Source organism: Pseudomonas sp. Sample_20 (genome assembly GCF_004307585.1).
Lineage (GTDB): Bacteria > Pseudomonadota > Gammaproteobacteria > Pseudomonadales > Pseudomonadaceae > Aquipseudomonas > Aquipseudomonas atacamensis.
The window spans coordinates 15,760-35,933 of sequence record NZ_RCOA01000033.1 but is presented as its reverse complement, the minus strand read 5'-3'; the positions used below and the strand labels follow the sequence as shown (position 1 = coordinate 35,933).

Below are 20,174 nucleotides of genomic sequence, written 5' to 3'. Positions count from 1 at the left end.
GGGGCGGGAAGGCTGTACGTGTCATAGCCGTGTCGACCCGCCCCTTAGGAAATCCCTGATGCTGGACTCGCTACTCGTTCCCACCGCTATCGTTGCCTTGGCCGAAATCGGCGACAAGACGCAACTGCTCGCGTTGATTCTTGCCGCTCGCTTTCGCAAACCCTGGCCGATCATTGCCGGGATTGTCGCCGCGACTTTGGCCAACCACGCAGCAGCCGGTGCGGTAGGTGCCTGGGTCGGCAGTTTCTTCTCCGACGCCGTCCTGCACTGGATCCTCGCCGCCAGCTTCGCCGCCACGGCACTGTGGACGCTGGTCCCGGACAAAATGGATGACGACGAAGCCAGCACGGCGCGCAAGTTCGGCCCGTTCCTGACCACGCTGATCGCGTTCTTCCTCGCGGAAATTGGCGACAAGACGCAGATCGCCACGGTGATGCTCGCCGCGCAATATCCGGAACTGTGGCTGGTGATTATCGGCACCACCGTGGGCATGCTGATTGCCAACGTGCCGGTAGTACTGGCGGGTAACTTTGCCGCAGAGAAACTGCCGCTGACCCTGATCCGCCGCCTCGCGGCTTCGGCGTTCATGATTCTGGCGATTGTTGCGGTTTATAAAGCGATGCAGAGCAGCGGCTGGGTTTAACCCTGAGAGAAGGATCGTTCCCACGCTCCGCGTGGGAATGCAGCCGGGGACGCTCTGCGTCCCGCTTGGAACGCGGAGCGTCCCTTGCGGCATTCCCACGCAGAGCGTGGGAACGATCATGACCCCGTCAATCTCAGGACTTCGGGGCTTTTTCGTACAGCGGCATCACCTTCGGAATCGCTGCCTGCAACGCAGCAATGCGGCTGCTGGATGCCGGGTGGGTGCTCATGAATTCCGGTGGCGCGCCTTCGGAAGCCTTGCTCATCTTGTCCCACAGGGTGATCGCCGCGTTCGGGTTGTAACCGGCGCGGGCGGCCAGTTCCAGGCCGATCAGGTCGGCTTCGTTTTCGTTGGCGCGGCTGTTGGGCAAGGTCATGCCGTAGTTGGCCACGGTGTCGGCCAGCGCCAGGCTGTCCTGGCCCAGACCGAACAAAGCGCCGGCGCCCTGCTTGGCCATTTCCATGCCATAGGCTTTGGACATCGCTTCACGACCGTGCTCGCGCAGGGCGTGGGCAATTTCATGGCCCATGACCGCAGCGATTTCATCGTCGGTGAGTTTCAGGCTGTCGATCAGCCCGGTGTAGAAGATGATCTTGCCGCCGGGACCGCAGTTGGCGTTGAGCTCATCGCTCTTGATCAGATTGACTTCCCATTGCCACTGCGCCGCGTCCGGGCGGAAGGTTGGCGCCTGGGCGATCAAGCGGTTGGCGATGGTCTGCACGCGCTTGGCTTCCGGGCTGGTCTTGTCCAGCACACCTTTGCTCGACGCCTCGCCGACAGTCTTCTGATACGACTGCGCGTACATCTGATCGACCTCTTGCGAGGACAGCATGCTGAACATGTACTGCTTGCGCTCCACGCCCACGGCACCGCCGCTGGTAGTGTTGACCGACTGACAACCGGCCAGCAACAGCGCTGCGCTCAAAGCACTTACCACTAATGTCTTGTTCATTCAAAAGCTCCCTGAAAACCTGAGGCGTATCCTAGGCGGCTAATTGTATCGGCGCCAGATACAACGGACGCATTGCGCGTACATCCACCTAAGGCCGCAAGACTGGCTGGAAATTCCTCAACGCGCATTGAATCCGCCGTGCACCGATCCATCAGCGACATCGCGGGCCGATTCCGACCAACGTCTCTCATGGCCCTGCACACCCCGCCGATAAATCCCTCGCAGATTGTCCTCTTGCGTGCGGAGCTCCCATGAAGTTCAAGTCGATCCAGTTTTCCGTCGCCGCTCTGGCCGGCGCCATCGTTCTCAGCGTGGTCGCGGCGCTGGTGCTGTACGCGCTGTTCTCCGGCGCTCGCACGCAAGAAATGGTGCAACAGCGCACCCAGGCGCAATTCGAGCAAGTCATCGAACAGCGCCTGACCTCGCTGGCGCAGACCCAGGTCAGCCAGATCCAGCGCGAACTCGAAGCGCCGCTGCTGATTGCCGGCGGTCTGGTACGGGTCAACGCGCTGCTCGGCACAACCGCCGCCGACGGCCAGCCACGCCTGAGCGTCAGCCGCGAGCAACTGATCAGCCTGATCAAGGAAAACGTCGAAAAGAACCCGAAGATTCTCGGCACCTACATCGGCTGGGAAAAAAACGCACTGGACCACAATGACGCGGCCTACATCGGCAGCGCCGTGGTCGGTATCGACCCGGCCACCGGGCGCTTTTTGCCGTGGTGGTTCCGCAATACCGACGGCAGCCTGGGCGTGGACAAACTGGCCGATGTCGACGACCAGAAAACCTTGTCCACCGGCATACGCGCCAGCGAGTACTACCTGTGCTCGAAAGAGACGAAGAAACCCTGCGTGATCGACCCGGCACCGTACAAGGTCGGTGACAAGATCGTCATGCTCGCCTCGTTCATCGAACCGATCATGGTCAACGGCGCGTTCCAGGGCATCGTCGGCGCCGACCTCTCGGTGAACTTCATTCAGGACATGCTGCTCGCCGCCAACCAGAAGCTTTACAGCGGCGCCGGTGAAATGGCTCTGGTCGGCGGCAACGGGCGGATCGTTGCCTACACCAAGGACTCGAGCAAATTCGGTGAAAAAGTCAGCGACATCCTCGACGCCGAACAGGCCAGCAATCTCGCCAACCTCAAGCGCGACGAGGTCACCTATTCGGTGAATCAGGCCAAGGGTCGTATCGAGCTGTACCTGCCGTTCGGCATCGGCCAGACCGACGCACGCTGGACACTGATGCTGCAATTGCCGCTCAACGCAGTCATGGCCGATCTGCAAAACCTCCAGGCCGACCTTGATGCCCAGCGCAAATCCGACACCTTCGGCATGGCCATGGTCGGCCTGATCATCGCCGGCATCGGCCTGCTGGTGATCTGGCTGGTGGGTCACGGCATCGCGCGGCCACTCAAACAAATGGTCGCCATGCTCGATGACATCGCTCAGGGCGAAGGTGATCTGACCCGGCGTTTGAGCAGCGACCGCAGCGACGAATTGGGCTCGATTGCCAAAGGCTTCAACACTTTCCTCGCCAAGTTGCAGGCGATGATCACCCAAGTGGTGACCTCGGTGCAGAGCGTCAGCGATTCCTCGGAACACACCGCCGACATCGCCATCCGCACCAACATCGGCGTGCAGAAACAAATGGCCGAAATCGATCAAGTGGCGACAGCGGTGCAGGAAATGACCGCCACCGCCCAAGACGTCGCGCGCAACGCCACCCAGGCAGCACAAGCGGCAAGCCACGCCGACCAGGCCGCCAGCCAGGGCATGCAGATCGTGCGCGACACCTCGAATTCGATTGGCGTACTGGCGGTGGAAATCGGCAAGGCTGTCGAGGTGGTGCAGACGCTGGCCAAGGACAGCGAAAACATCAACGCCATCCTCACCGCCATTCGCGGCATCGCTGAGCAAACCAATCTGCTGGCACTGAACGCGGCAATCGAGGCCGCCCGGGCCGGCGAGCAGGGTCGCGGTTTTGCCGTGGTCGCGGATGAAGTGCGCAATCTGGCGCAGAAAACCCAAAAGGCCACTGAAGAAATCCAGAGCATGATCCAGCAGTTGCAACAGGGCACCCGCGATGTGGTGCGCGTGATGGAAGACAGCCAGAACCGCACCGACGAAAGCGTGCAACACGCGGCGAAAGCGGCCGAAGCGCTGGAGACGATCACCCAGGCCGTGTCGGTGATCAATGACATGAACACGCAAATCGCCAGTGCGGCGGAAGAGCAAAGTGCAGTGGCCGACGACATCAACCGCAATGTGATCAATATCGGTCAGGTGGCGAATGAAGTGGCGGGCGGTGCGGATGAGTCGAGTTCGGCGAGCGCCGGGTTGACCAAACTGGCGGAACAGCAGCGGCGGTTGATCAATCAGTTCAAGGTCTGAAAGATCAAGAGCCCCTCACCCTAGCCCTCTCCCGGAGGGAGAGGGGACCGACCGCGATGTCTTGCGCTATACATCGACCTGAAAAAAACAGTCGATTATGGATTCACAACAGATCGTTCAGGTCGGTGTACCTCTCAAGCATCCCCCATTCGGCGCCCTCTCCCTCCGGGAGAGGGCTGGGGTGAGGGGCTTTTGATCCACGCAAATCAAGCCGGGGTCAAACACTCCGGCCCGTTCAACTTCGGATCATTCACCAGATTCGCCAGCACCCGCTCGCGCAGCGCCGCCGGTTCACTGGCGAGCAAACCCTGCAAGACATGCATCGGCGTTTCGGGATCAAGCCAGGCAGCCTGCCCCGCTTCATCAAGAATCAACGGCCGGCGCTGACTCGCCGCCGACTGAGTAATCACCGCCGTACTCAGCCAGACCTGTTCCTGCACCGGATACGCTTCCCAGATCGCCGCGAAAAACAACGACGAGCCCTCCCCCGGCGTCAACCAGTAAGGCCGCTTGCGCTGGGTGCCGCGCCATTCGTAAAAGCCGTTGGCCGGCAGCAGGCAGCGACGCAAGCGCAAGGCCTCACGAAACATCGGCTGTTCTGCGACAGTTTCGGCGCGGGCATGGGCCGGGGTCTTCGACAGATCGGTCAGCCACGGCGGCGTCAGGCCCCAGCGTGCACGGGCCAAGGTGCGCTGGCCGTCTTCTTCGGCACGTAGCATCAACACCGAATCATTCGGGGAAATGTTCCACTGCGCCTGCTGATCGGCGGGAAAACCTGGCAGGGCCGCGAACTCGCGGTTCCAGCGAAACAGGGCATAACGTCCACACATGGGGCAACACGACTCTGAATAAAACGAAGGCCAGCCTAACAGACCAGCGTGCCGGGAAAGCTTTCCGGTTCGTCGCCGGGCAGCGGCAGCGCGGCATTGTACGCGGTGATCAACTCGCGGGCGTATTCGGCCTGATCGTTATCCACCGACAGCCAGAGCAGGCCGAAGATCGGCAATTCACCCGCACCGCCCACCAGATCACGACCGATCAGATGCGCCTCGATCCCCTCAGTGGCAAGCATGCCCTTGAGCATTTCGCCCTCCATCAGGTTCGCCGGTTCGTAGATGCGCTGCATACGCGGCCCTCACTCGTTTTCGCTGAAGACTTCCAGATGCCACTCTTCTTCATGTACCTGCAGGACAAAGGTGATCGGACGACAGCACACCTGGCAGTCTTCGATATACGTCTGATCCCCAGCAGACAAATCCAGAGTGGTCTCCACTTCCTCACCGCAATACGGACATTCATACAGTGCATTTTCCAGCATCGCGGTCTCCCCAGTGACTTGTGCGTATAATCGCCGGTCTATTTGCAGGGCTATTTTTGTCTGGCTAATTTTCAGACCGTGCCCCGCGGGTTTTCGATCTAACCCTTTACTTACCCTAGCCGTTTCCAACAAGAGAGCATGATGGGCGAATTCGATGCCATCCGACCTTACGACGACAGCGAAGTACCTGCGGTACTGGCAAGGCTGCTCGGCGACAAGGCGTTTCTAGATATCCTCACCCACTTCCGCTTCCCGCGTTTTGCCGGTGCCTTCGGCTGGATGCTCAAACCTCTTATAGCCCATCGGCTGCGTCGTGAGTTTGCCGACGTGAATTCCGTGGCTACCTTACAGGACAAAGTCGAGTTCTACGTCGACCACACCATCGAGCGCGCCACCGACGGCGTGACGTATACCGGTGTCGAGCAGTTCAAGTCCGGCAGCGCCTACCTGTTCATCGCCAACCACCGCGATATCGTCATGGACCCGGCCTTCGTCAACTATGCCGTGTACCACGCCGGCCTGCCGACGCCGCGCATCGCGATTGGCGACAACCTGCTGCAAAAGCCGTTTGTCAGTGACCTGATGCGCTTGAACAAGAGCTTCATCGTCCACCGTTCGATCACCGGCCGTCGCGAGAAAATGGCTGCGTATCAATTGCTGTCGGCGTACATCAACCACTCGATCCGCAACGATTGCGCGTCGATCTGGATTGCTCAGGCGGAAGGTCGGGCGAAGGACGGCGACGACCGTACCGAGTCGGCGATCCTCAAGATGTTCCACATGAGCCGCAAGGACGAGCCGTTCGGCGAAGTGATCCGCTCGCTCAACGTGACGCCGGTGTCGATCAGCTATGAGTACGACCCGTGCGATCAGGCCAAGGCCCGCGAACTCTACATCCGCGCCACCACCGGCACCTACGCCAAGGCGCCGGGCGAGGATGACGTGAGCATCGCCAAGGGCATCACCGGCTACAAGGGCCGGGTGCACGTGAACTTCGCCGCGCCGATCACCGAGGTGTTCGAAGACACCAAGCAATTGGCGATCGAAATGGACAAGCAGATTCTCGGCGGCTACCGGTTGTTCCCGGTGCATTACCTGGCGTACGCGCAGTGGGCGGATGCCGACCCGCAACTGAATGTCCCGACGGCGGCCGAGGTGTTCCCGGCTGACGAACTGGCCAAGGCGCAGGATGAATGGCAAAGCCGACTGGATGCGTGCCCCGCTGAGCATCGTCCGTATCTGGTGCTGCAATATGCAACGCCGGTGCGCAATCAGTATCGGGTCAAGGCTGGATTGCCGCTGTAGTGGCGAGGGGATTTATCCCCTCAACACCGGTTTGCTATTGCTTCAGAAGCGGGTGCTGATCCAGGAGACGATCAAAGCAAGCCCCAGGCAAGCAAAACCAAAACGATAGAAAAACCGGTTCATGCGCAACGTCGCCCAATCGAGCATCGGCTCGGCATTCGGCTGCGCCTGGCGCTGGGCGGCGAGACTGGCCTGGGCGCGTTGCTCACGGCGGCGGGTCGCGTGCAGCAGCCAGCTGCCCGGAAAGGCCAGCAGCAAGGCCAGCAGGTTGATCAACTTGGCGGGATGGGCGGTAAACAGCGTCATCAAGTGCAGCGACATCACAGACCTCGAACTTAACCGGTGTGGCAGACGCCAGACCGACGACCGCGGCGCGAATTCTACCCAAACCCTGCCGCCCTGCCCCAGCCTTTGCGACAAATAACCTGACAATCGACCGATGGCTGCCCTGTGTCATGGCATCGTCACGTGGATGCTTCACCCTGCGCGCCTCGAAACCCGAATGGAATGCGACATGCTGCACGCGGAAAACCAGGATCGTCTGTACCTCATCACCCCTTACGACGACCAGCAAAGCCTGGTCGGCAGCCTCGCCTTCAACGTGCAGGACCGGCACTGGCTGGTGTATTGCGCGCTGGGCGGGCATCAGCATGCGGACTTGCCCGAGACCGATTTGCTGACTGGCGTGAGCGTGCTTGATTTCTATTCTCAGGCTGCCTGAACGTCAAAAGCACCCTCACCCTAGCCCTCTCCCAGAGGGAGAGGGGACTGACCGAGGTGTTTGCGGTAGATACGCCGACATGAGATACCGCGCCGAACTCAGGTTTTGAAGCACACGCGATCGGCTCCCTCTCCCTCGGGAGAGGGCCGGGGTGAGGGGAATCGATTTCCCATACGACACAAATCTCAGATCCACAAAAAAGCCCGGAACCATCACTGGCCCCGGGCTTTTTCACATTCGCTGCAAACTTACTCAGCGAGCACCTGACCCACGGTCGGGTCCTTGAACAGACGCGTCAGTGCATCGCTCAATACATCGCTGACCAGTTTGGTGTTGGTTTCCTGATTCGGCGCCATGCCGAAGCGCTGGTCCAGCGACGCACCGTAACGGCCGCTGTAGCGGCGGTTGGCGTTCTGCACGTCGGAGCGGAAGGTCGCGCCGATGGTCGCTTCGGTCACGTACATGCCTTCTTTCGGCGACTGGTATTTCAGCTCGGCCAGGGTCACGGTCAGCTGTGGCGCGTTGGGTGCGTTGGTGGTCGGGGTGAAGCCGAGCAGGCGTACGGCGGCTTCGGCCTGGGCCTGCAGCTTGGGCAGGATCTGCTCACGCTGCACGGTGATGGCGCTGGTTTCAGGGTACAGACCGCCACGGGTACCGAGGGTTGGCGACGGACGACCGTCGACCACACGCACGATGACAGGCTGGCCGCGACCGACCGCTGGCAGTTGCGTGGTCAGCTTCGGCTCCGGATTCAGTTGTTGCGGGCTGTGGGCGCAGCCGGCGAGGGTCAAACCGGCGACAGTGATCAAACCGAACAACAGGCGTTGCAACATGCTCTTCTCTCCAGAATCAGGCACAAACAGGCCGGCAGTATAGCGGTGGGCCACTGCACGTAACCAGCGTCGCACAGTGAATACTGCAATGTCAGACAAACCCCGCCGAAAGCGGTTCCTGTCACACATTCTTCACCGTCCATACACCCTGGCGTCATGGCTTGCCTACAAGCTTCAAAGCAGTCCTCCTTCAAGGAACTCTGCCATGCGTTATCTGATCTCGCTGTTCGCCCCACGCCCGCTGCATCGCAGCTTCGCCCTGCTCGACCGCAACGGCCGTTGCCAGGCTTTCAAGCAGTGCAGCCTGCAACCGATGGGCGACGGCTGGGTGGAAATCGAAGAAATCCGCCTGACCTGGCTGAACCAGCCGCTGCCCGCCAGCGCCCGGGTGGTACCGCGACAAATGCGCGCACGGGGTCAGGTGCAGTTGAGCATCTGACCGGATGCCTAATAAAAGTCATTAAACACGAGCAACTGCGCGCATTTCTTCGCTACAATCTCCCCCCGATTATAAGGACGTCTCCTGATCGGGCCCCGCAACAGCGTCAATGCGCATGCATCGACATCAAAATCGCCCACAGAGAGCCGCCCACACAGATCGAGTGAAGTTGGCGCGCTTGCCTGTTCTTCCGGCAAAAACCCGCTTTTCGCGAATCTGCAGAGCTGTCATTCGCTCGGCCACCGCGTTGTTTTGCCCTAGCGGGCAGGTGCCAGGCCAAGGCAGCCCTTTTTTGAGGTTCACGTCTTCAAAAGAGCGTGAAAAAAACGGGTTTTCACAACTTCACAAGAGTGTGGCGAGCAAATGAATAGTTTTGCGTCTGAACATGCACCATTAGCGTCTGAAACAGCCCAACGACACAGGACCGGGTATACCTCGAACATCGGAGCCTGAAGCCTGTCCGCTACGGATTTGGTTGCACGAAAACGGATGACTCGACCATAAGTCGAATTGCCAGCCCTGCGTGAAAATGCGTTCATGGAACGCTTGAAACCAGGCCGCACGCATCCGTCGAAGTTGCGAAAAATTGCGAAGATTCGGACATGGCCCACCTGACCACGGATAGCCCGGGCCCACTGACCTGCCCTGGAACGCCTGGCAGCCATGCCGACAATTTGGTGCTGCAGATTTGGGAGACGCGTTAAATGGCGCATAACGAAGCAGTCGACGTAGTTCTGGTAGGGGCCGGCATCATGAGTGCCACCCTGGCCGTACTGCTCAAAGAGCTCGACCCCGCGATCAAGCTGGAAGTCGTCGAGCTGATGGATTCCGGCGCCGCCGAGAGTTCCAATCCGTGGAACAACGCCGGTACCGGTCACGCCGGCCTGTGCGAGCTGAACTACACCCCGCAGGCTGCCGATGGCAGTGTCGACATCAAGAAAGCCGTGCACATCAACACCCAGTTCGAGGTGTCGAAGCAGTTCTGGTCGTACCTGACCAAAAAGGGCACGTTCGGCTCGTGCAAATCCTTCATCAGCCCGGTTCCGCACCTGAGTTTCGTTCAGGGCGAAAGCGGTGTGTCGTTCCTCAAGGAGCGCTTCAATGTCCTGAGCAAGCACCACGCGTTTGCCGACATGGAGTACACCGAAGACAAAGGCAAGATGGCCGAGTGGATGCCGCTGATGATGCCGGGGCGCTCGCCCGACGAAGTCCTCGCCGCCACCCGCGTAATGAACGGCACCGACGTCAACTTCGGCGCCCTGACCAATCAGTTGCTCAAGCACCTGAGCAGTGCTCCGGACACCCAGGTCAAATACTGCAAGCGCGTGACCGGCCTCAAGCGTAACGGCGCCGGCTGGACCGTCAGCATCAAGGACGTCAACAACGGCAACACCCGCGAAGTCGACGCAAAGTTTGTCTTCCTCGGTGCCGGTGGCGCGGCCCTGCCGTTGCTGCAGGCTTCGGGCATCGAAGAAAGCAAAGGCTTCGGCGGCTTCCCGATCAGTGGCCAGTGGCTGCGTTGCGATAACCCGGAAGTGGTCAAACACCACCAGGCCAAGGTCTACAGCCAGGCAGCCGTGGGTTCGCCACCGATGTCGGTGCCGCACCTCGACACTCGCGTCGTCGACGGCAAGAAATCCCTGCTGTTCGGGCCATACGCCGGTTTCACCACCAAGTTCCTCAAGCATGGCTCCTTCATGGACCTGCCGATGTCGGTGCGCGCCGGCAACATCGGGCCGATGCTGGCGGTGGCGAAAAACAACATGGACCTGACCAAGTACCTGGTCAGCGAAGTGATGCAGTCAATGGAACAGCGTCTGGAATCCCTGCGCCGTTTCTACCCGCAGGCGAAAGCCGAAGACTGGCGCCTGGAAGTGGCCGGCCAACGGGTGCAGATCATCAAGAAGGACCCGAAAAAGGGCGGCATCCTGCAGTTCGGTACCGAACTGGTCGCGGCGAAGGACGGCTCCCTCGCTGCCCTGCTCGGCGCATCGCCAGGTGCGTCGGTGACCGTTTCGATCATGCTCGAGCTGATCGAGAAGTGCTTCCCGGCCAAGGCGTCCGGCGAGTGGGCCACCAAACTGGCGGAAATCTTCCCGGCCCGTGAAAAGGTTCTGGAAACCGATGCTGCGCTGTATCGCAAGATCAACACGCAGAACAACATCGCCCTGGAACTGGTTGAAGAAAGCAGCGAGACACCAAGCTTCGCTTGATCTTGCGGCATAAAAAACGCCCCGTACTCGTTGAGTGCGGGGCGTTTTTTTATGGCCAGGCAAGAACCAATAATCCTGGCTTACAGACCTTTGTAGTGAGATGGCCTCAGCTGCGAGCCTTGTCGATCAATTCGATGTACTCAGCGGCGTTACGCTGATCCTTGATCAGCTCGACAAAAGTCTTGCCCTGCGCGTCCTTGCCATCGACGTCATAACCCGCCGCAACAAAGAAGCCCAGAAAGCGCTCGAAGTCATCGATGCGCAAACCGCGGTAGGCCTTGATCAGTTTGTGCAGCGACGGCGAAGTGGCGTCGACCGGCTCAAAATCGAGGAACAGCTTGATCTGCTCATCGCCGATCTCGTCACCAATCACTTGTTTCTTATCTTTACGCATTGCCGACTCCAGCTCGCAGACATGACACGGGGCGGGCAGTTTACCCCTGCCCGACCGCCCGGCTCAACGCGGACGAATCGCCCCGGTGTGCAAATCGGCCCAGATATGGCCGTTGGCATAACTGAGGAACTGCACATACACCGTGTCGTTGCGCAGCAGATCCATCACCACGCGGTACTGAGCGAGCGGATAGAACAGCGTCAGGGTTTTGCTTTTGTCGTCGTAGGCCGGTTTTTTCAGGCTTTTGCTTTCGCCGTCGAAACTCACCAACACCTGAGAAATGCTCGCGCCCTTGTTCAGCGATTTGCCTTTGAGGCGGATCAACAAGGATGAGGTGACCGGAATCGGCTGCTGATTGGACTGGCGCTGCGCACCGACCACCACCGAATACTCGCTGACTTGCAGCAGTTGCTGCTGCTCGGGTTCAGCGTCGCGCAGGGTCAGATCGTCCGGCGGCAGGAACTGGCTGTGCATCGGCGCGGCGGACAGCGGCAGGCTGAGAGACAGCAACAGGGCGGCGAGACTGCGGATCAAGAGGCGCATGACAGGCTCCGGGGGGCGGGGCCGAGCACTCTAGCATGGCTGTCGCGCAAGGATCAGCACACACAAAAACAACTGTGGGAGCGAGCCTGCTCGCGAAAGCGGTGTGTCAGTTTTCAATGATGCTGACTGACACGACGCCTTCGCGAGCAGGCTCGCTCCCACAGGGGGCAATGCAGGTTCTTACATGCCTTTAACGGCGTAAATCCCGTTGGCGTTGCGCCAGTAGCCTTTGTAGTCCATGCCATAACCGAAGATGTAGCGGTCGATGCACGGCAGGCCGACGAAATCGGCTTTCAGGTCAGGACGTGCCTTGCGGTCGTGGTCCTTGTCGATCAGCACGGCGGTGTGCACTTTGCGTGCGCCGGCGTGTTTGCAGAAGTCGATGATCGCGCCCAGGGTATGACCTTCATCGAGGATGTCGTCGATGATCAGCACGTCGCGGTCGATGAACGAGACTTCCGGCTTGGCTTTCCAGAACAGGTCGCCGCCGCTGGTTTCGTTGCGATAACGGGTCGCGTGCAGGTAGGACGCTTCCAGCGGGAATTGCAGATGCGTCAGCAGTTTGCCGGAGAAGATCAGGCCGCCGTTCATCACGCAGAACACCACCGGATTGCTGTCAGCCAGTTGTTCGTTGATTTGTGCACCGACGCGGGCGATGGCCGCCTCGACTTCAGATTCGGTGTACAGGCAGTCAGCCTCTCGCATGATTTGACGGATATGCTCGAGATCAGCGGACATGGCGCTCTCCAGGGGTTGGCGGAATTGGAAAAGCGGGCAAAGGTACGCATCCCGCGAGGTCGAATCAAGCTCTTATGGACTAACGTACAGAATGTCCTATAGGACATCACCCTCGGATAGATTAATCTAGGCCGGTTTTTTTGCCCGCCGCCGGAGCCTTTCCCATGCCCATCCTCGAGATCCGCCATCCGCTGATCCGTCATAAACTCGGCCTGATGCGCCGCGCTGACATCAGCACCAAGAATTTCCGCGAGCTCGCTCAGGAAGTCGGCGCCCTGTTGACCTATGAAGCTACAAAAGATCTGCCGCTCGAATCCTACGACATTGCCGGCTGGTGCGGCACCGTGTCGGTGGAGAAGATCGCCGGCAAGAAGATCACCGTCGTGCCGATCCTGCGTGCCGGCATCGGCATGCTCGAAGGCGTGCTGAGCCTGATCCCGGGCGCCAAGGTCTCCGCTGTGGGCGTTGCCCGCAACGAAGAAACCCTGCAAGCGCACACCTATCTGGAAAAACTGGTACCGGAAATCGACGAGCGCCTGGCGATGATCATCGACCCGATGCTCGCCACCGGCAGCTCCATGGTTGCCACCATCGACCTGCTGAAAAAGGCCGGTTGCCGCGACATCCGCGCCATGGTCCTGGTCGCCGCGCCGGAAGGCATTGCTGCCGTCGAACAGGCGCACCCGGACGTGACCATCTACACCGCGTCCATCGATGAACGTTTGAACGAGCACGGCTACATCATTCCTGGGCTTGGCGACGCCGGTGACAAGATCTTCGGCACCAAGCAGAAGGACGCGTGACCATGCAGCAAGAGTTCAACGATCCGCTCTGGCGCACGGTGCTGTCCGGCGCGCAGATGCTGTTCGTGGCCTTCGGCGCCTTGGTGCTGATGCCGCTGATCACCGGCCTGGACCCGAACGTGGCACTGTTCACCGCAGGTCTGGGGACGATCCTGTTCCAGATCGTCACCGGCCGTCAGGTGCCGGTGTTCCTCGCGTCGAGCTTCGCTTTCATCACGCCGATCATTCTCGCCAAGGGCCAGTTCGGCCTCGCCGCGACCATGGGCGGCGTGATGGCGGCCGGTTTCGTCTACACCTTCCTCGGCCTGGCCGTGAAGATCAAAGGCACCGGCTTCATTGACCGTTTGCTGCCACCGGTGGTGATTGGTCCGGTGATCATCTCCATCGGTCTGGCCATGGCGCCGATTGCCGCGAACATGGCGATGGGCAAGGCCGGTGACGGCACTGAACTGATCCACTATCAGACGGCGATGATGATTTCCATGCCGGCGCTGCTGACCACGTTGATCGTGGCGGTCTTCGGCAAAGGCATCTTCCGTCTGGTGCCGATCATTTCCGGCGTGCTGGTGGGTTTTGCCATGTCGTTCTATTTCGGCGTGGTCGACACAGCGAAAATTGCTGCAGCGCCATGGTTCGCTCTGCCGCACTTCACCGCGCCGGAGTTCAACTGGCAGGCGATTCTGTTCATCGTTCCAGTGGCACTGGCCCCGGCGATCGAGCACATTGGCGGCGTGATTGCCGTGGGTAGCGTGACCGGTCGCGATTACCTGAAGAAGCCAGGCCTGCATCGCACCCTGCTCGGTGACGGCATCGCCACCACTGCTGCCGGCCTGTTCGGCGGCCCGCCCAACACCACGTACGCCGAAGTGACCGGCGCGGTGATGCTGACCAAGAACTACAACCCGAAAATCATGACCTGGGCGGCGATCTTCGCCATCACCCTGGCGTTCATCGGCAAGTTCGGCGCACTGCTGCAAAGCATTCCGGTGCCGGTAATGGGCGGGATTCTGTGCTTGCTGTTCGGTTCGATCGCGGCAGTGGGCATGAACACCCTGATCCGCCACAAGATCGACCTGGGCGAAGCGCGCAACCTGGTGATTGTTTCGGTGACGCTGGTGTTCGGCATTGGCGGTGTGCTGGTCGGCACCGGCACCGGTCCTGATGACTTCGGCCTCAAAGGCATCGCGCTGTGCGCGGTGGTGGCGATTGCGCTGAACCTGATCCTGCCGGGCAATGATGGCTGGAAGCAGAAGAAGGCGGATGAGCCGCTGATTTAACCCCCCGCAATGATCGTTCCCACGCTCCGCGTGGGGATGCCTCAAGGGACGCTCCGCGTCCAGTGACGCGGAGCGTCACGGGCTGCATTCCCACGCAGAGCGTGGGAATGATCACTGTGTGAGCGGGCTTGCTCAGAGGGCCAGCGGCGCTCTTTCGCAGAGGGTCGCCAGCGCCTTGGCCCATTGCGGGTCGTCGTTCAGGCACGGCACCAGCACCAACTCATCGCCCCCCGCTTCGCGGAACTGTTCCTTGCCGCGATCGCCGATCTCTTCCAGCGTCTCGATGCAATCGGCGACGAACGCCGGGCACATCACCAGAATCTTTTTCACCCCGCTTTTGGCCAGTTCATCCAGCCGCGCTTCGGTATACGGCTCGATCCATTTCGCCCGGCCCAGGCGTGACTGAAACGACACCGACCATTTGCCGTCCGCCAGCCCCATGGTTTTGGCGAAGGCGGCGGCGGTACGGAAACACTGCGCGCGATAACAGGTCGCCAATACCTCCGGCGAGGCGGTCTGGCAGCAATCGGCGCCCTTGAGGCAGTGATTGCCCGTCGGGTCGAGTTTGCTCAGATGGCGCTCAGGCAAGCCGTGAAAGCTCAGCAGCAGATGATCGTAGTCCTGCTGCAGATGCGGACGCGCGCTGGCGGCCAGTGCTTCGATGTATTCCGGCTGATCATAGAACGGTTGCAGGATCGACAACTGCACGTCGAGTTTCTTCTCACGCAGCACGCGCCGGGCTTCTTCGATCACGGTGGTCGTGGTGCTGTCGGCGAACTGTGGGTACAGCGGCGCCAGCGTGATCTTCTTATGTCCCGCTTTGACCAGACGCAGCAGACAGGTTTCGATCGACGGCTCGCCATAACGCATCGCCAGATCCACCGGGCCGTGTTTCCACGTCCGGGTCATCTGCTCCTGCAAGCGGCGGCTGAGCACCACCAGCGGCGAGCCCTCTTCCCACCAGATCGAGGCATAGGCGTGTGCCGATTGTTCGGGACGCTTGATCAGGATCAGCGACACCAGCAACCGCCGCAGCGGCCATGGCAGGTCGATCACGTAGGGGTCCATCAGAAATTGATTGAGGTAGCTGCGCACATCGGCCACCGAGGTGGAGGCCGGAGAGCCCAGGTTGACCAGAAGCAAAGCGTGATCGGTCATGCAACGTCCTATTTCAGAGGCGGCTGGAGAGATCATCCAGAGCCGCGCGTAAATCCGTAAAGCGGAAAGCGAACCCCGCTTCGAGCAAGCGTGCCGGCGTCGCGCGCTGGCCGCCAAGCAATAACAGAGACAGCTCGCCGAGCATGACTTTCAGCGCCAGGGTCGGCATCGGCATGAACGCCGGGCGGTGCAATACACTGCCCAGGGTCTTGGCAAATTCGCGGTTGCGCACAGGTTTCGGCGCGCAGGCATTATAAGGACCGCTGGCCTGATTCCGGTGCAGAAGAAAATCAATCAGGGCGATTTGATCGTCGATGTGAATCCACGGCATCCACTGCCGACCATTGCCCAAAGGCCCGCCCAGCCCGAGCTTGAACGGCAGCAACAGCCGCGACAAAAAGCCGCCCTCAGCCGACAGCACCAGACCGGTTCGCACCAGTACCACGCGGATGCCGAGATTCTCGGCACGCAGCGCGGTTTCTTCCCAGGCGATGCACAACTGACTGGCGAAATCGTCGATGCCGGGCGGTGATTCTTCAGTTAACTCGCGTTCGCCACCGTCGCCGTACCAGCCGATCGCCGAGCCGGAAATCAGCAGCGACGGTTTCTGCGCGCGAGTTTCCAGCCACGCCAGCAGCGTTTCCGTCAGGGTGATGCGGCTGCTCCACAGCAACGCCTTGCGACGATGGGTCCAGGGGCGGTCGGCAATCGGCGCGCCGGCGAGATTGACGATCGCGTCCAGCGGCTCTTCGCCGAGGTCCTCCAGACGGGCAATCCCGCGCACCTGCGAGCCGCAGATCTGCGCGACTTTTTCCGCGCGGCGACTCCACACCGTCAGCCGATGACCCTGCTCCAGCCAGTGCCGGCAGAGCTGACGTCCGATCAAACCAGTACCGCCGGTCAGCAATATGTGCATGACATCTTCCTCGCGTGGCGTTTAACCCGGATCACTAGTCTATTTTTATAGGCAGGGATCTTTTCGATCGGGCAGGCTCTATGGTTTAACAATAGGCCAAGCTGTCAGAACGAGAACGCTAGAAGTTATACCAAAAAACATAATTGTACAGGTTTCATCGACGGCGTAGTCTGTACAGAAAGGTAAACGAGGCCCCTATGACTGTACCTATCGCAATCATCGGCACCGGCATCGCCGGGCTCTCCGCCGCTCAGGCTCTGACAGAGACCGGGCATACCGTTCAACTGTTCGATAAAAGCCGCGGCAGCGGGGGGCGCATGTCGAGCAAGCGCAGCGACGCCGGCTCGCTGGACTTGGGCGCTCAATACTTCACCGCGCGCGACCGGCGCTTCGTCACCGAAGTGCAGCGCTGGCAGAGCCGGGGCTGGGCCGCCGAGTGGACGCCGCAGCTGTACACCTTCCAGGGCGGCCAACTGAACATGTCGCCGGACGAGCAGACCCGCTGGGTCGGCACGCCGCGCATGAGCGCCATCACCCGCGGCCTGCTCGATGGCCTGGACGTGCAGTTTGCCTGCCGCATCACCGAGGTCTATCGCGGTGAAGAACACTGGCATCTGCAGGACGCCGATGGCTGCACCCACGGCCCCTTCAGCCATGTGGTGATCGCCACACCGGCACCGCAAGCCACCGCGTTGCTGGCCGCCGCACCGAAACTTGCCGGCGTCGCGGCCGGGGTGAAAATGGAACCGACCTGGGCGGTCGCCCTTGCCTTCGAAACCCCACTCGATACGCCGATCGAAGGCTGCTTCGTACAGGACAGCCCACTCGACTGGCTGGCGCGCAACCGCAGCAAACCCGGGCGCGACAGCACTCTCGACACGTGGGTGCTGCATGCAACCAGCGCCTGGAGCCGGCAACATATCGATCTGTCCAAGGAAGCCGTGATCGAGCATCTGCACGGTGCGTTCGCCGAACTGCTGCACAGCGCCATGCCTGCGCCGACCTTCAGCCTCGCCCACCGCTGGCTCTACGCCCGCCCCGCTACCGGCCATGAATGGACCACACTGGCTGATGTCGATCTGGGCCTGTACGCCTGTGGCGACTGGTGCCTGTCGGGCCGCGTTGAAGGCGCCTGGCTCAGTGGTCAGGAGGCTGCACGTCGCTTGCACGAACACCTGCAATGAATCGCATCAATCCGCGCAAATTGCTGCTGTCGAAGTGGACAGCAGCCCATCCGCAAAATCGCGAAAAACATTTTCTGGTCACCGAACTGATCCGCGACGAGGAAGGTACGGTGCTGGAAGTTGAATTGCAGGCGGTGCTGACCCAGCGTAGCGAGCGGCTGGATTGGCAGGTGCTCAAAGACAGCAAGCTCTGGTTACTCGGTTGGAAATAGATTTCCCTTGTGGGAGCGAGCCTGCTCGCGATAGCGCTGTATCAGATGCGAATTTCTTTACTGACCCACCGCTTTCGCGAGCCGGCTCGCTCCCACAGATTCAGCTCCGTACAAAAATCTTATACAAATCATTTGACTTGTACATCCATCGATCTATGCTGAGGAAAAGTTGTACAGCGATAACTCTCTGTACAGGTATAGATTCGAGGTGCTCATGTCTACTGCTTCCCTGTCCAAGCCGAAGATCGCCATCAGCGCCTGCCTGTTGGGCGAAGAAGTGCGCTACAACGGTGGGCACAAGGAATCGCGGCTGTGCAGCCGTACCCTCACCGAATATTTCGACTTCGTCCCGCTGTGCCCGGAAGTCGCCATCGGCATGGGCATTCCCCGTGAGCCGATCCGGCTGGTCGGCGACCCTGAACAACCCGAGGCCGTCGGCACCGTCGACCGGACCATCAACGTCACCAGGCCGCTGGCCGAATACGGCGAGAAAATGGCCGCCGAGTTGCAGGACCTGTCCGGCTACATCTTCATGCAGCAGTCGCCCTCCTGCGGGCTGGAACGGGTCAAGGTCTATCACGACAACGGCGCGCCAGTGAATGGTGGCGGACGTGGCATCTATGCGCAGGCATTCTGTGCCCAACATCCGGATCTGCCGGTGGAAGAAGCCGGGCGCCTCAACGATCCGGTGCTGCGGGAAAACTTCATCACCCGCGTGCTGGCCTACAGCGCCTGGCAGCAAGTGCTCGCCGAGGGCCTGAGCCGTCGCGCCCTCACCGAATTCCATTCGCGCTACAAGTATCTGCTGATGGCGCACAACCCGCTGCAATACAAAAACCTCGGCAAGATGCTCGGCAACATGGCCGACAGCGATCCCGCCGAACTCGGCCCGCGCTATTTCAGCGAGCTGATGGCCGCGCTGAAGAAATGCGCCACTCGCGGCACCCATTGCAACGTGCTGCTGCACCTCAGCGGTTATTTGAAACAATCGCTGAGCGCCGAAGACAAACAGGAAATGCAGCAGATCATCGGCCAGTACCGCCAGGGCATCGTGCCGCTGGTGGTGCCGTTGACGCTGCTCAAACACCATTTTCGACTCCATCCGGACCCGTACATCGCGCAGCAGGTTTACCTGCAGCCGCACCCGGAAAACCTCAGTCTGCGAAACGCGATCTAATGAACGATAAAACCGACAGCAGCGCCCGGGAAGACCTCGGCGCCGACTTCAAGAAAGCCCTCGACGAGGGCTGGTTGCCGATTCGCGAAGTAGCGCGGCAGACCGGCGTCAACGCCATCACCCTGCGCGCGTGGGAACGTCGCTATGGGTTGGTGGTGCCCCAGCGCACGCCCAAGGGCCATCGACTGTATAGCGCTGAACATGTGCAGCGGATCATGGCCATCCTCACCTGGCTCAACCGTGGCGTTGCGGTCAGCCAGGTCAAGCCACTGCTCGATGCGCCGCAGGCCTTCACGGAAACCGTGGAAAACGATTGGCAGCGTCTGCATCAGACGTTGCTGTCGGCGGTCACCTCGCTCAATGAGCGCGCGCTGGATGACAGCGTCAATCAGGCCATCGCCTTGTATCCGCCACGGACGTTGTGCGAGCAATTGCTGATGCCGCTGCTGGCCGAGCTCGAACAGCGCTGGCAGGGCCAGTTCGGCGCACAGATGGAACGGACGTTTTTCTTTTCCTGGTTGCGCAGCAAATTCGGTGCGCGCATCTACCATAACAACCGTCAGCTGCATTCGGCGCCGCTGTTGTTGATCAATCATTCCGACCTGCCGCTGGAGCCACATCTGTGGCTGTGCGCATGGCTGATCAGCAGTGCCGATTGCCCGGTGCAAGTGTTCGACTGGCCACTGCCGGCCGGTGAACTGGCGCTGACCGTCGAGCATCTGCAAGCCCGTGGCGTGCTGCTGTATTCGAGCAAAGCCATGCAACTGGCGCAGTTGCCCAAGCTGTTGGCGAACGTCAATTGCCCGACCTTGATTGCTGGCCCCACGGTGCATATCCACCACACCGAGTTGTCCGCACGCACCGCCCAGACTGCCGATCTGTTCCTGGCTGAAGATCCGCTTGCCGCACACCAGGCGCTGCTCGAGCGCGGATTGATTTGATGATGGGTTTAATC

The 20,174-nt window shown here is 60.6% G+C and carries 23 protein-coding genes and 1 pseudogene; 12 read left to right on the top strand and 12 right to left on the bottom strand.

Translation table 11 applies throughout. The annotated features are described in order from the left end of the window. Window positions 1-58 precede the first annotated feature (58 nt). Window positions 59-643: a TMEM165/GDT1 family protein gene (locus D8U70_RS08360; protein WP_041479980.1), complete on the top strand. Its 585-nt coding sequence runs from the start codon at window positions 59-61 to the stop codon at window positions 641-643. A 133-nt stretch (window positions 644-776) separates the two neighbouring features. Here the strand turns inward: D8U70_RS08360 and D8U70_RS08355 are convergent, their stop codons facing one another. Beyond that, complete coding sequence (locus D8U70_RS08355; protein ID WP_016773242.1) at window positions 777-1,595, bottom strand: M48 family metallopeptidase; 819 nt, start codon at window positions 1,593-1,595, stop codon at window positions 777-779. A gap of 251 nt (window positions 1,596-1,846) precedes the next feature. On the opposite strand from D8U70_RS08355, the gene D8U70_RS08350 reads away from it, so the two are divergent. Beyond that, entirely contained in the window at window positions 1,847-3,988 is a 2,142-nt protein-coding gene (locus D8U70_RS08350) for a methyl-accepting chemotaxis protein (protein WP_073473484.1), read from the top strand. 206 nt (window positions 3,989-4,194) lie between these two features. Here the strand turns inward: D8U70_RS08350 and D8U70_RS08345 are convergent, their stop codons facing one another. Genes D8U70_RS08345 through D8U70_RS08335 form a run of 3 tightly spaced genes read right to left on the bottom strand, consistent with a single transcriptional unit; the run spans window position 4,195 to window position 5,306 of the window. Further along, the gene (locus tag D8U70_RS08345; protein ID WP_071173563.1) at window positions 4,195-4,818 is read right to left on the bottom strand and encodes an SOS response-associated peptidase; all 624 of its coding nucleotides are present in this window, start codon (window positions 4,816-4,818) and stop codon (window positions 4,195-4,197) included. Between the two features lie 35 nt (window positions 4,819-4,853). After that, window positions 4,854-5,114 (bottom strand): DUF2007 domain-containing protein, encoded by a 261-nt coding sequence (locus D8U70_RS08340; RefSeq protein WP_016773239.1) that lies wholly within the window; start codon window positions 5,112-5,114, stop codon window positions 4,854-4,856. Window positions 5,115-5,123: 9 nt separating this feature from the next. After that, on the bottom strand, window positions 5,124-5,306 hold the full coding sequence (locus D8U70_RS08335) for a CPXCG motif-containing cysteine-rich protein (RefSeq protein WP_016773238.1): 183 nt from the start codon (window positions 5,304-5,306) through the stop codon (window positions 5,124-5,126). Between the two features lie 138 nt (window positions 5,307-5,444). On the opposite strand from D8U70_RS08335, the gene D8U70_RS08330 reads away from it, so the two are divergent. Continuing rightward, the gene (locus D8U70_RS08330; RefSeq protein ID WP_041479984.1) at window positions 5,445-6,611 is read left to right on the top strand and encodes a 1-acyl-sn-glycerol-3-phosphate acyltransferase; all 1,167 of its coding nucleotides are present in this window, start codon (window positions 5,445-5,447) and stop codon (window positions 6,609-6,611) included. Window positions 6,612-6,653: 42 nt separating this feature from the next. Here D8U70_RS08330 and D8U70_RS08325 read toward each other — a convergent pair whose 3' ends face one another. Continuing rightward, window positions 6,654-6,932 (bottom strand): hypothetical protein, encoded by a 279-nt coding sequence (locus D8U70_RS08325; protein ID WP_016770663.1) that lies wholly within the window; start codon window positions 6,930-6,932, stop codon window positions 6,654-6,656. 193 nt (window positions 6,933-7,125) lie between these two features. Between D8U70_RS08325 and D8U70_RS08320 the strand changes: the two genes are divergently transcribed. Next, window positions 7,126-7,332: a hypothetical protein gene (locus D8U70_RS08320; RefSeq protein WP_016770662.1), complete on the top strand. Its 207-nt coding sequence runs from the start codon at window positions 7,126-7,128 to the stop codon at window positions 7,330-7,332. A gap of 248 nt (window positions 7,333-7,580) precedes the next feature. Here the strand turns inward: D8U70_RS08320 and D8U70_RS08315 are convergent, their stop codons facing one another. Next, window positions 7,581-8,165: a YajG family lipoprotein gene (locus D8U70_RS08315; RefSeq protein WP_024014276.1), complete on the bottom strand. Its 585-nt coding sequence runs from the start codon at window positions 8,163-8,165 to the stop codon at window positions 7,581-7,583. A gap of 205 nt (window positions 8,166-8,370) precedes the next feature. Between D8U70_RS08315 and D8U70_RS08310 the strand changes: the two genes are divergently transcribed. Continuing rightward, window positions 8,371-8,604: a hypothetical protein gene (locus D8U70_RS08310; protein WP_016773235.1), complete on the top strand. Its 234-nt coding sequence runs from the start codon at window positions 8,371-8,373 to the stop codon at window positions 8,602-8,604. Between the two features lie 704 nt (window positions 8,605-9,308). Next, entirely contained in the window at window positions 9,309-10,817 is a 1,509-nt protein-coding gene (gene mqo, locus D8U70_RS08305; protein WP_056790254.1) for a malate dehydrogenase (quinone), read from the top strand. A gap of 106 nt (window positions 10,818-10,923) precedes the next feature. Here mqo and D8U70_RS08300 read toward each other — a convergent pair whose 3' ends face one another. The 4 genes and pseudogenes from D8U70_RS08300 to D8U70_RS08285 form a co-directional block, all read right to left on the bottom strand. Continuing rightward, entirely contained in the window at window positions 10,924-11,211 is a 288-nt protein-coding gene (locus D8U70_RS08300; RefSeq protein WP_122706673.1) for a PA4642 family protein, read from the bottom strand. A gap of 63 nt (window positions 11,212-11,274) precedes the next feature. After that, entirely contained in the window at window positions 11,275-11,754 is a 480-nt protein-coding gene (locus tag D8U70_RS08295; RefSeq protein ID WP_071173567.1) for a hypothetical protein, read from the bottom strand. A gap of 69 nt (window positions 11,755-11,823) precedes the next feature. After that, window positions 11,824-11,925: pseudogene (locus D8U70_RS27950) on the bottom strand (metal ABC transporter ATP-binding protein); the annotation flags it as partial. Between the two features lie 9 nt (window positions 11,926-11,934). After that, window positions 11,935-12,492, bottom strand: a complete 558-nt coding sequence (locus D8U70_RS08285; protein ID WP_016773231.1) for a hypoxanthine-guanine phosphoribosyltransferase — start codon at window positions 12,490-12,492, stop codon at window positions 11,935-11,937. Window positions 12,493-12,656: 164 nt separating this feature from the next. On the opposite strand from D8U70_RS08285, the gene upp reads away from it, so the two are divergent. Both upp and D8U70_RS08275 read left to right on the top strand, forming a co-directional pair. After that, window positions 12,657-13,295 carry a uracil phosphoribosyltransferase gene (upp, locus tag D8U70_RS08280; protein ID WP_024014279.1) on the top strand — a complete coding sequence of 213 codons (639 nt, stop codon included), beginning with the start codon at window positions 12,657-12,659 and terminating at the stop codon, window positions 13,293-13,295. A gap of 2 nt (window positions 13,296-13,297) precedes the next feature. Beyond that, entirely contained in the window at window positions 13,298-14,572 is a 1,275-nt protein-coding gene (locus tag D8U70_RS08275) for a uracil-xanthine permease family protein (RefSeq protein WP_016773229.1), read from the top strand. A 132-nt stretch (window positions 14,573-14,704) separates the two neighbouring features. On the opposite strand, the gene hemH is transcribed toward D8U70_RS08275, so the two are convergent. Both hemH and D8U70_RS08265 read right to left on the bottom strand, forming a co-directional pair. Further along, window positions 14,705-15,730: a ferrochelatase gene (hemH, locus tag D8U70_RS08270; protein WP_130928626.1), complete on the bottom strand. Its 1,026-nt coding sequence runs from the start codon at window positions 15,728-15,730 to the stop codon at window positions 14,705-14,707. A gap of 13 nt (window positions 15,731-15,743) precedes the next feature. Beyond that, window positions 15,744-16,646 carry a TIGR01777 family oxidoreductase gene (locus D8U70_RS08265; protein ID WP_130928625.1) on the bottom strand — a complete coding sequence of 301 codons (903 nt, stop codon included), beginning with the start codon at window positions 16,644-16,646 and terminating at the stop codon, window positions 15,744-15,746. Between the two features lie 197 nt (window positions 16,647-16,843). On the opposite strand from D8U70_RS08265, the gene D8U70_RS08260 reads away from it, so the two are divergent. The 4 genes from D8U70_RS08260 to D8U70_RS08245 all read left to right on the top strand — a co-directional run bounded on the left by D8U70_RS08260 (window position 16,844) and on the right by D8U70_RS08245 (window position 20,160). Continuing rightward, the gene (locus tag D8U70_RS08260) at window positions 16,844-17,830 is read left to right on the top strand and encodes an NAD(P)/FAD-dependent oxidoreductase (protein WP_071173571.1); all 987 of its coding nucleotides are present in this window, start codon (window positions 16,844-16,846) and stop codon (window positions 17,828-17,830) included. Beyond that, window positions 17,827-18,042, top strand: coding sequence for a TIGR02450 family Trp-rich protein (locus D8U70_RS08255; protein ID WP_016773224.1), 216 nt, complete (start codon window positions 17,827-17,829; stop codon window positions 18,040-18,042). The genes D8U70_RS08260 and D8U70_RS08255 overlap by 4 nt, the downstream gene beginning before the upstream one ends. 214 nt (window positions 18,043-18,256) lie before the next feature. Further along, entirely contained in the window at window positions 18,257-19,219 is a 963-nt protein-coding gene (locus D8U70_RS08250; protein ID WP_041479992.1) for a DUF523 and DUF1722 domain-containing protein, read from the top strand. Continuing rightward, window positions 19,219-20,160, top strand: coding sequence for a MerR family transcriptional regulator (locus D8U70_RS08245; protein WP_016773222.1), 942 nt, complete (start codon window positions 19,219-19,221; stop codon window positions 20,158-20,160). The genes D8U70_RS08250 and D8U70_RS08245 overlap by 1 nt, the downstream gene beginning before the upstream one ends. Window positions 20,161-20,174: the final 14 nt, after the last annotated feature.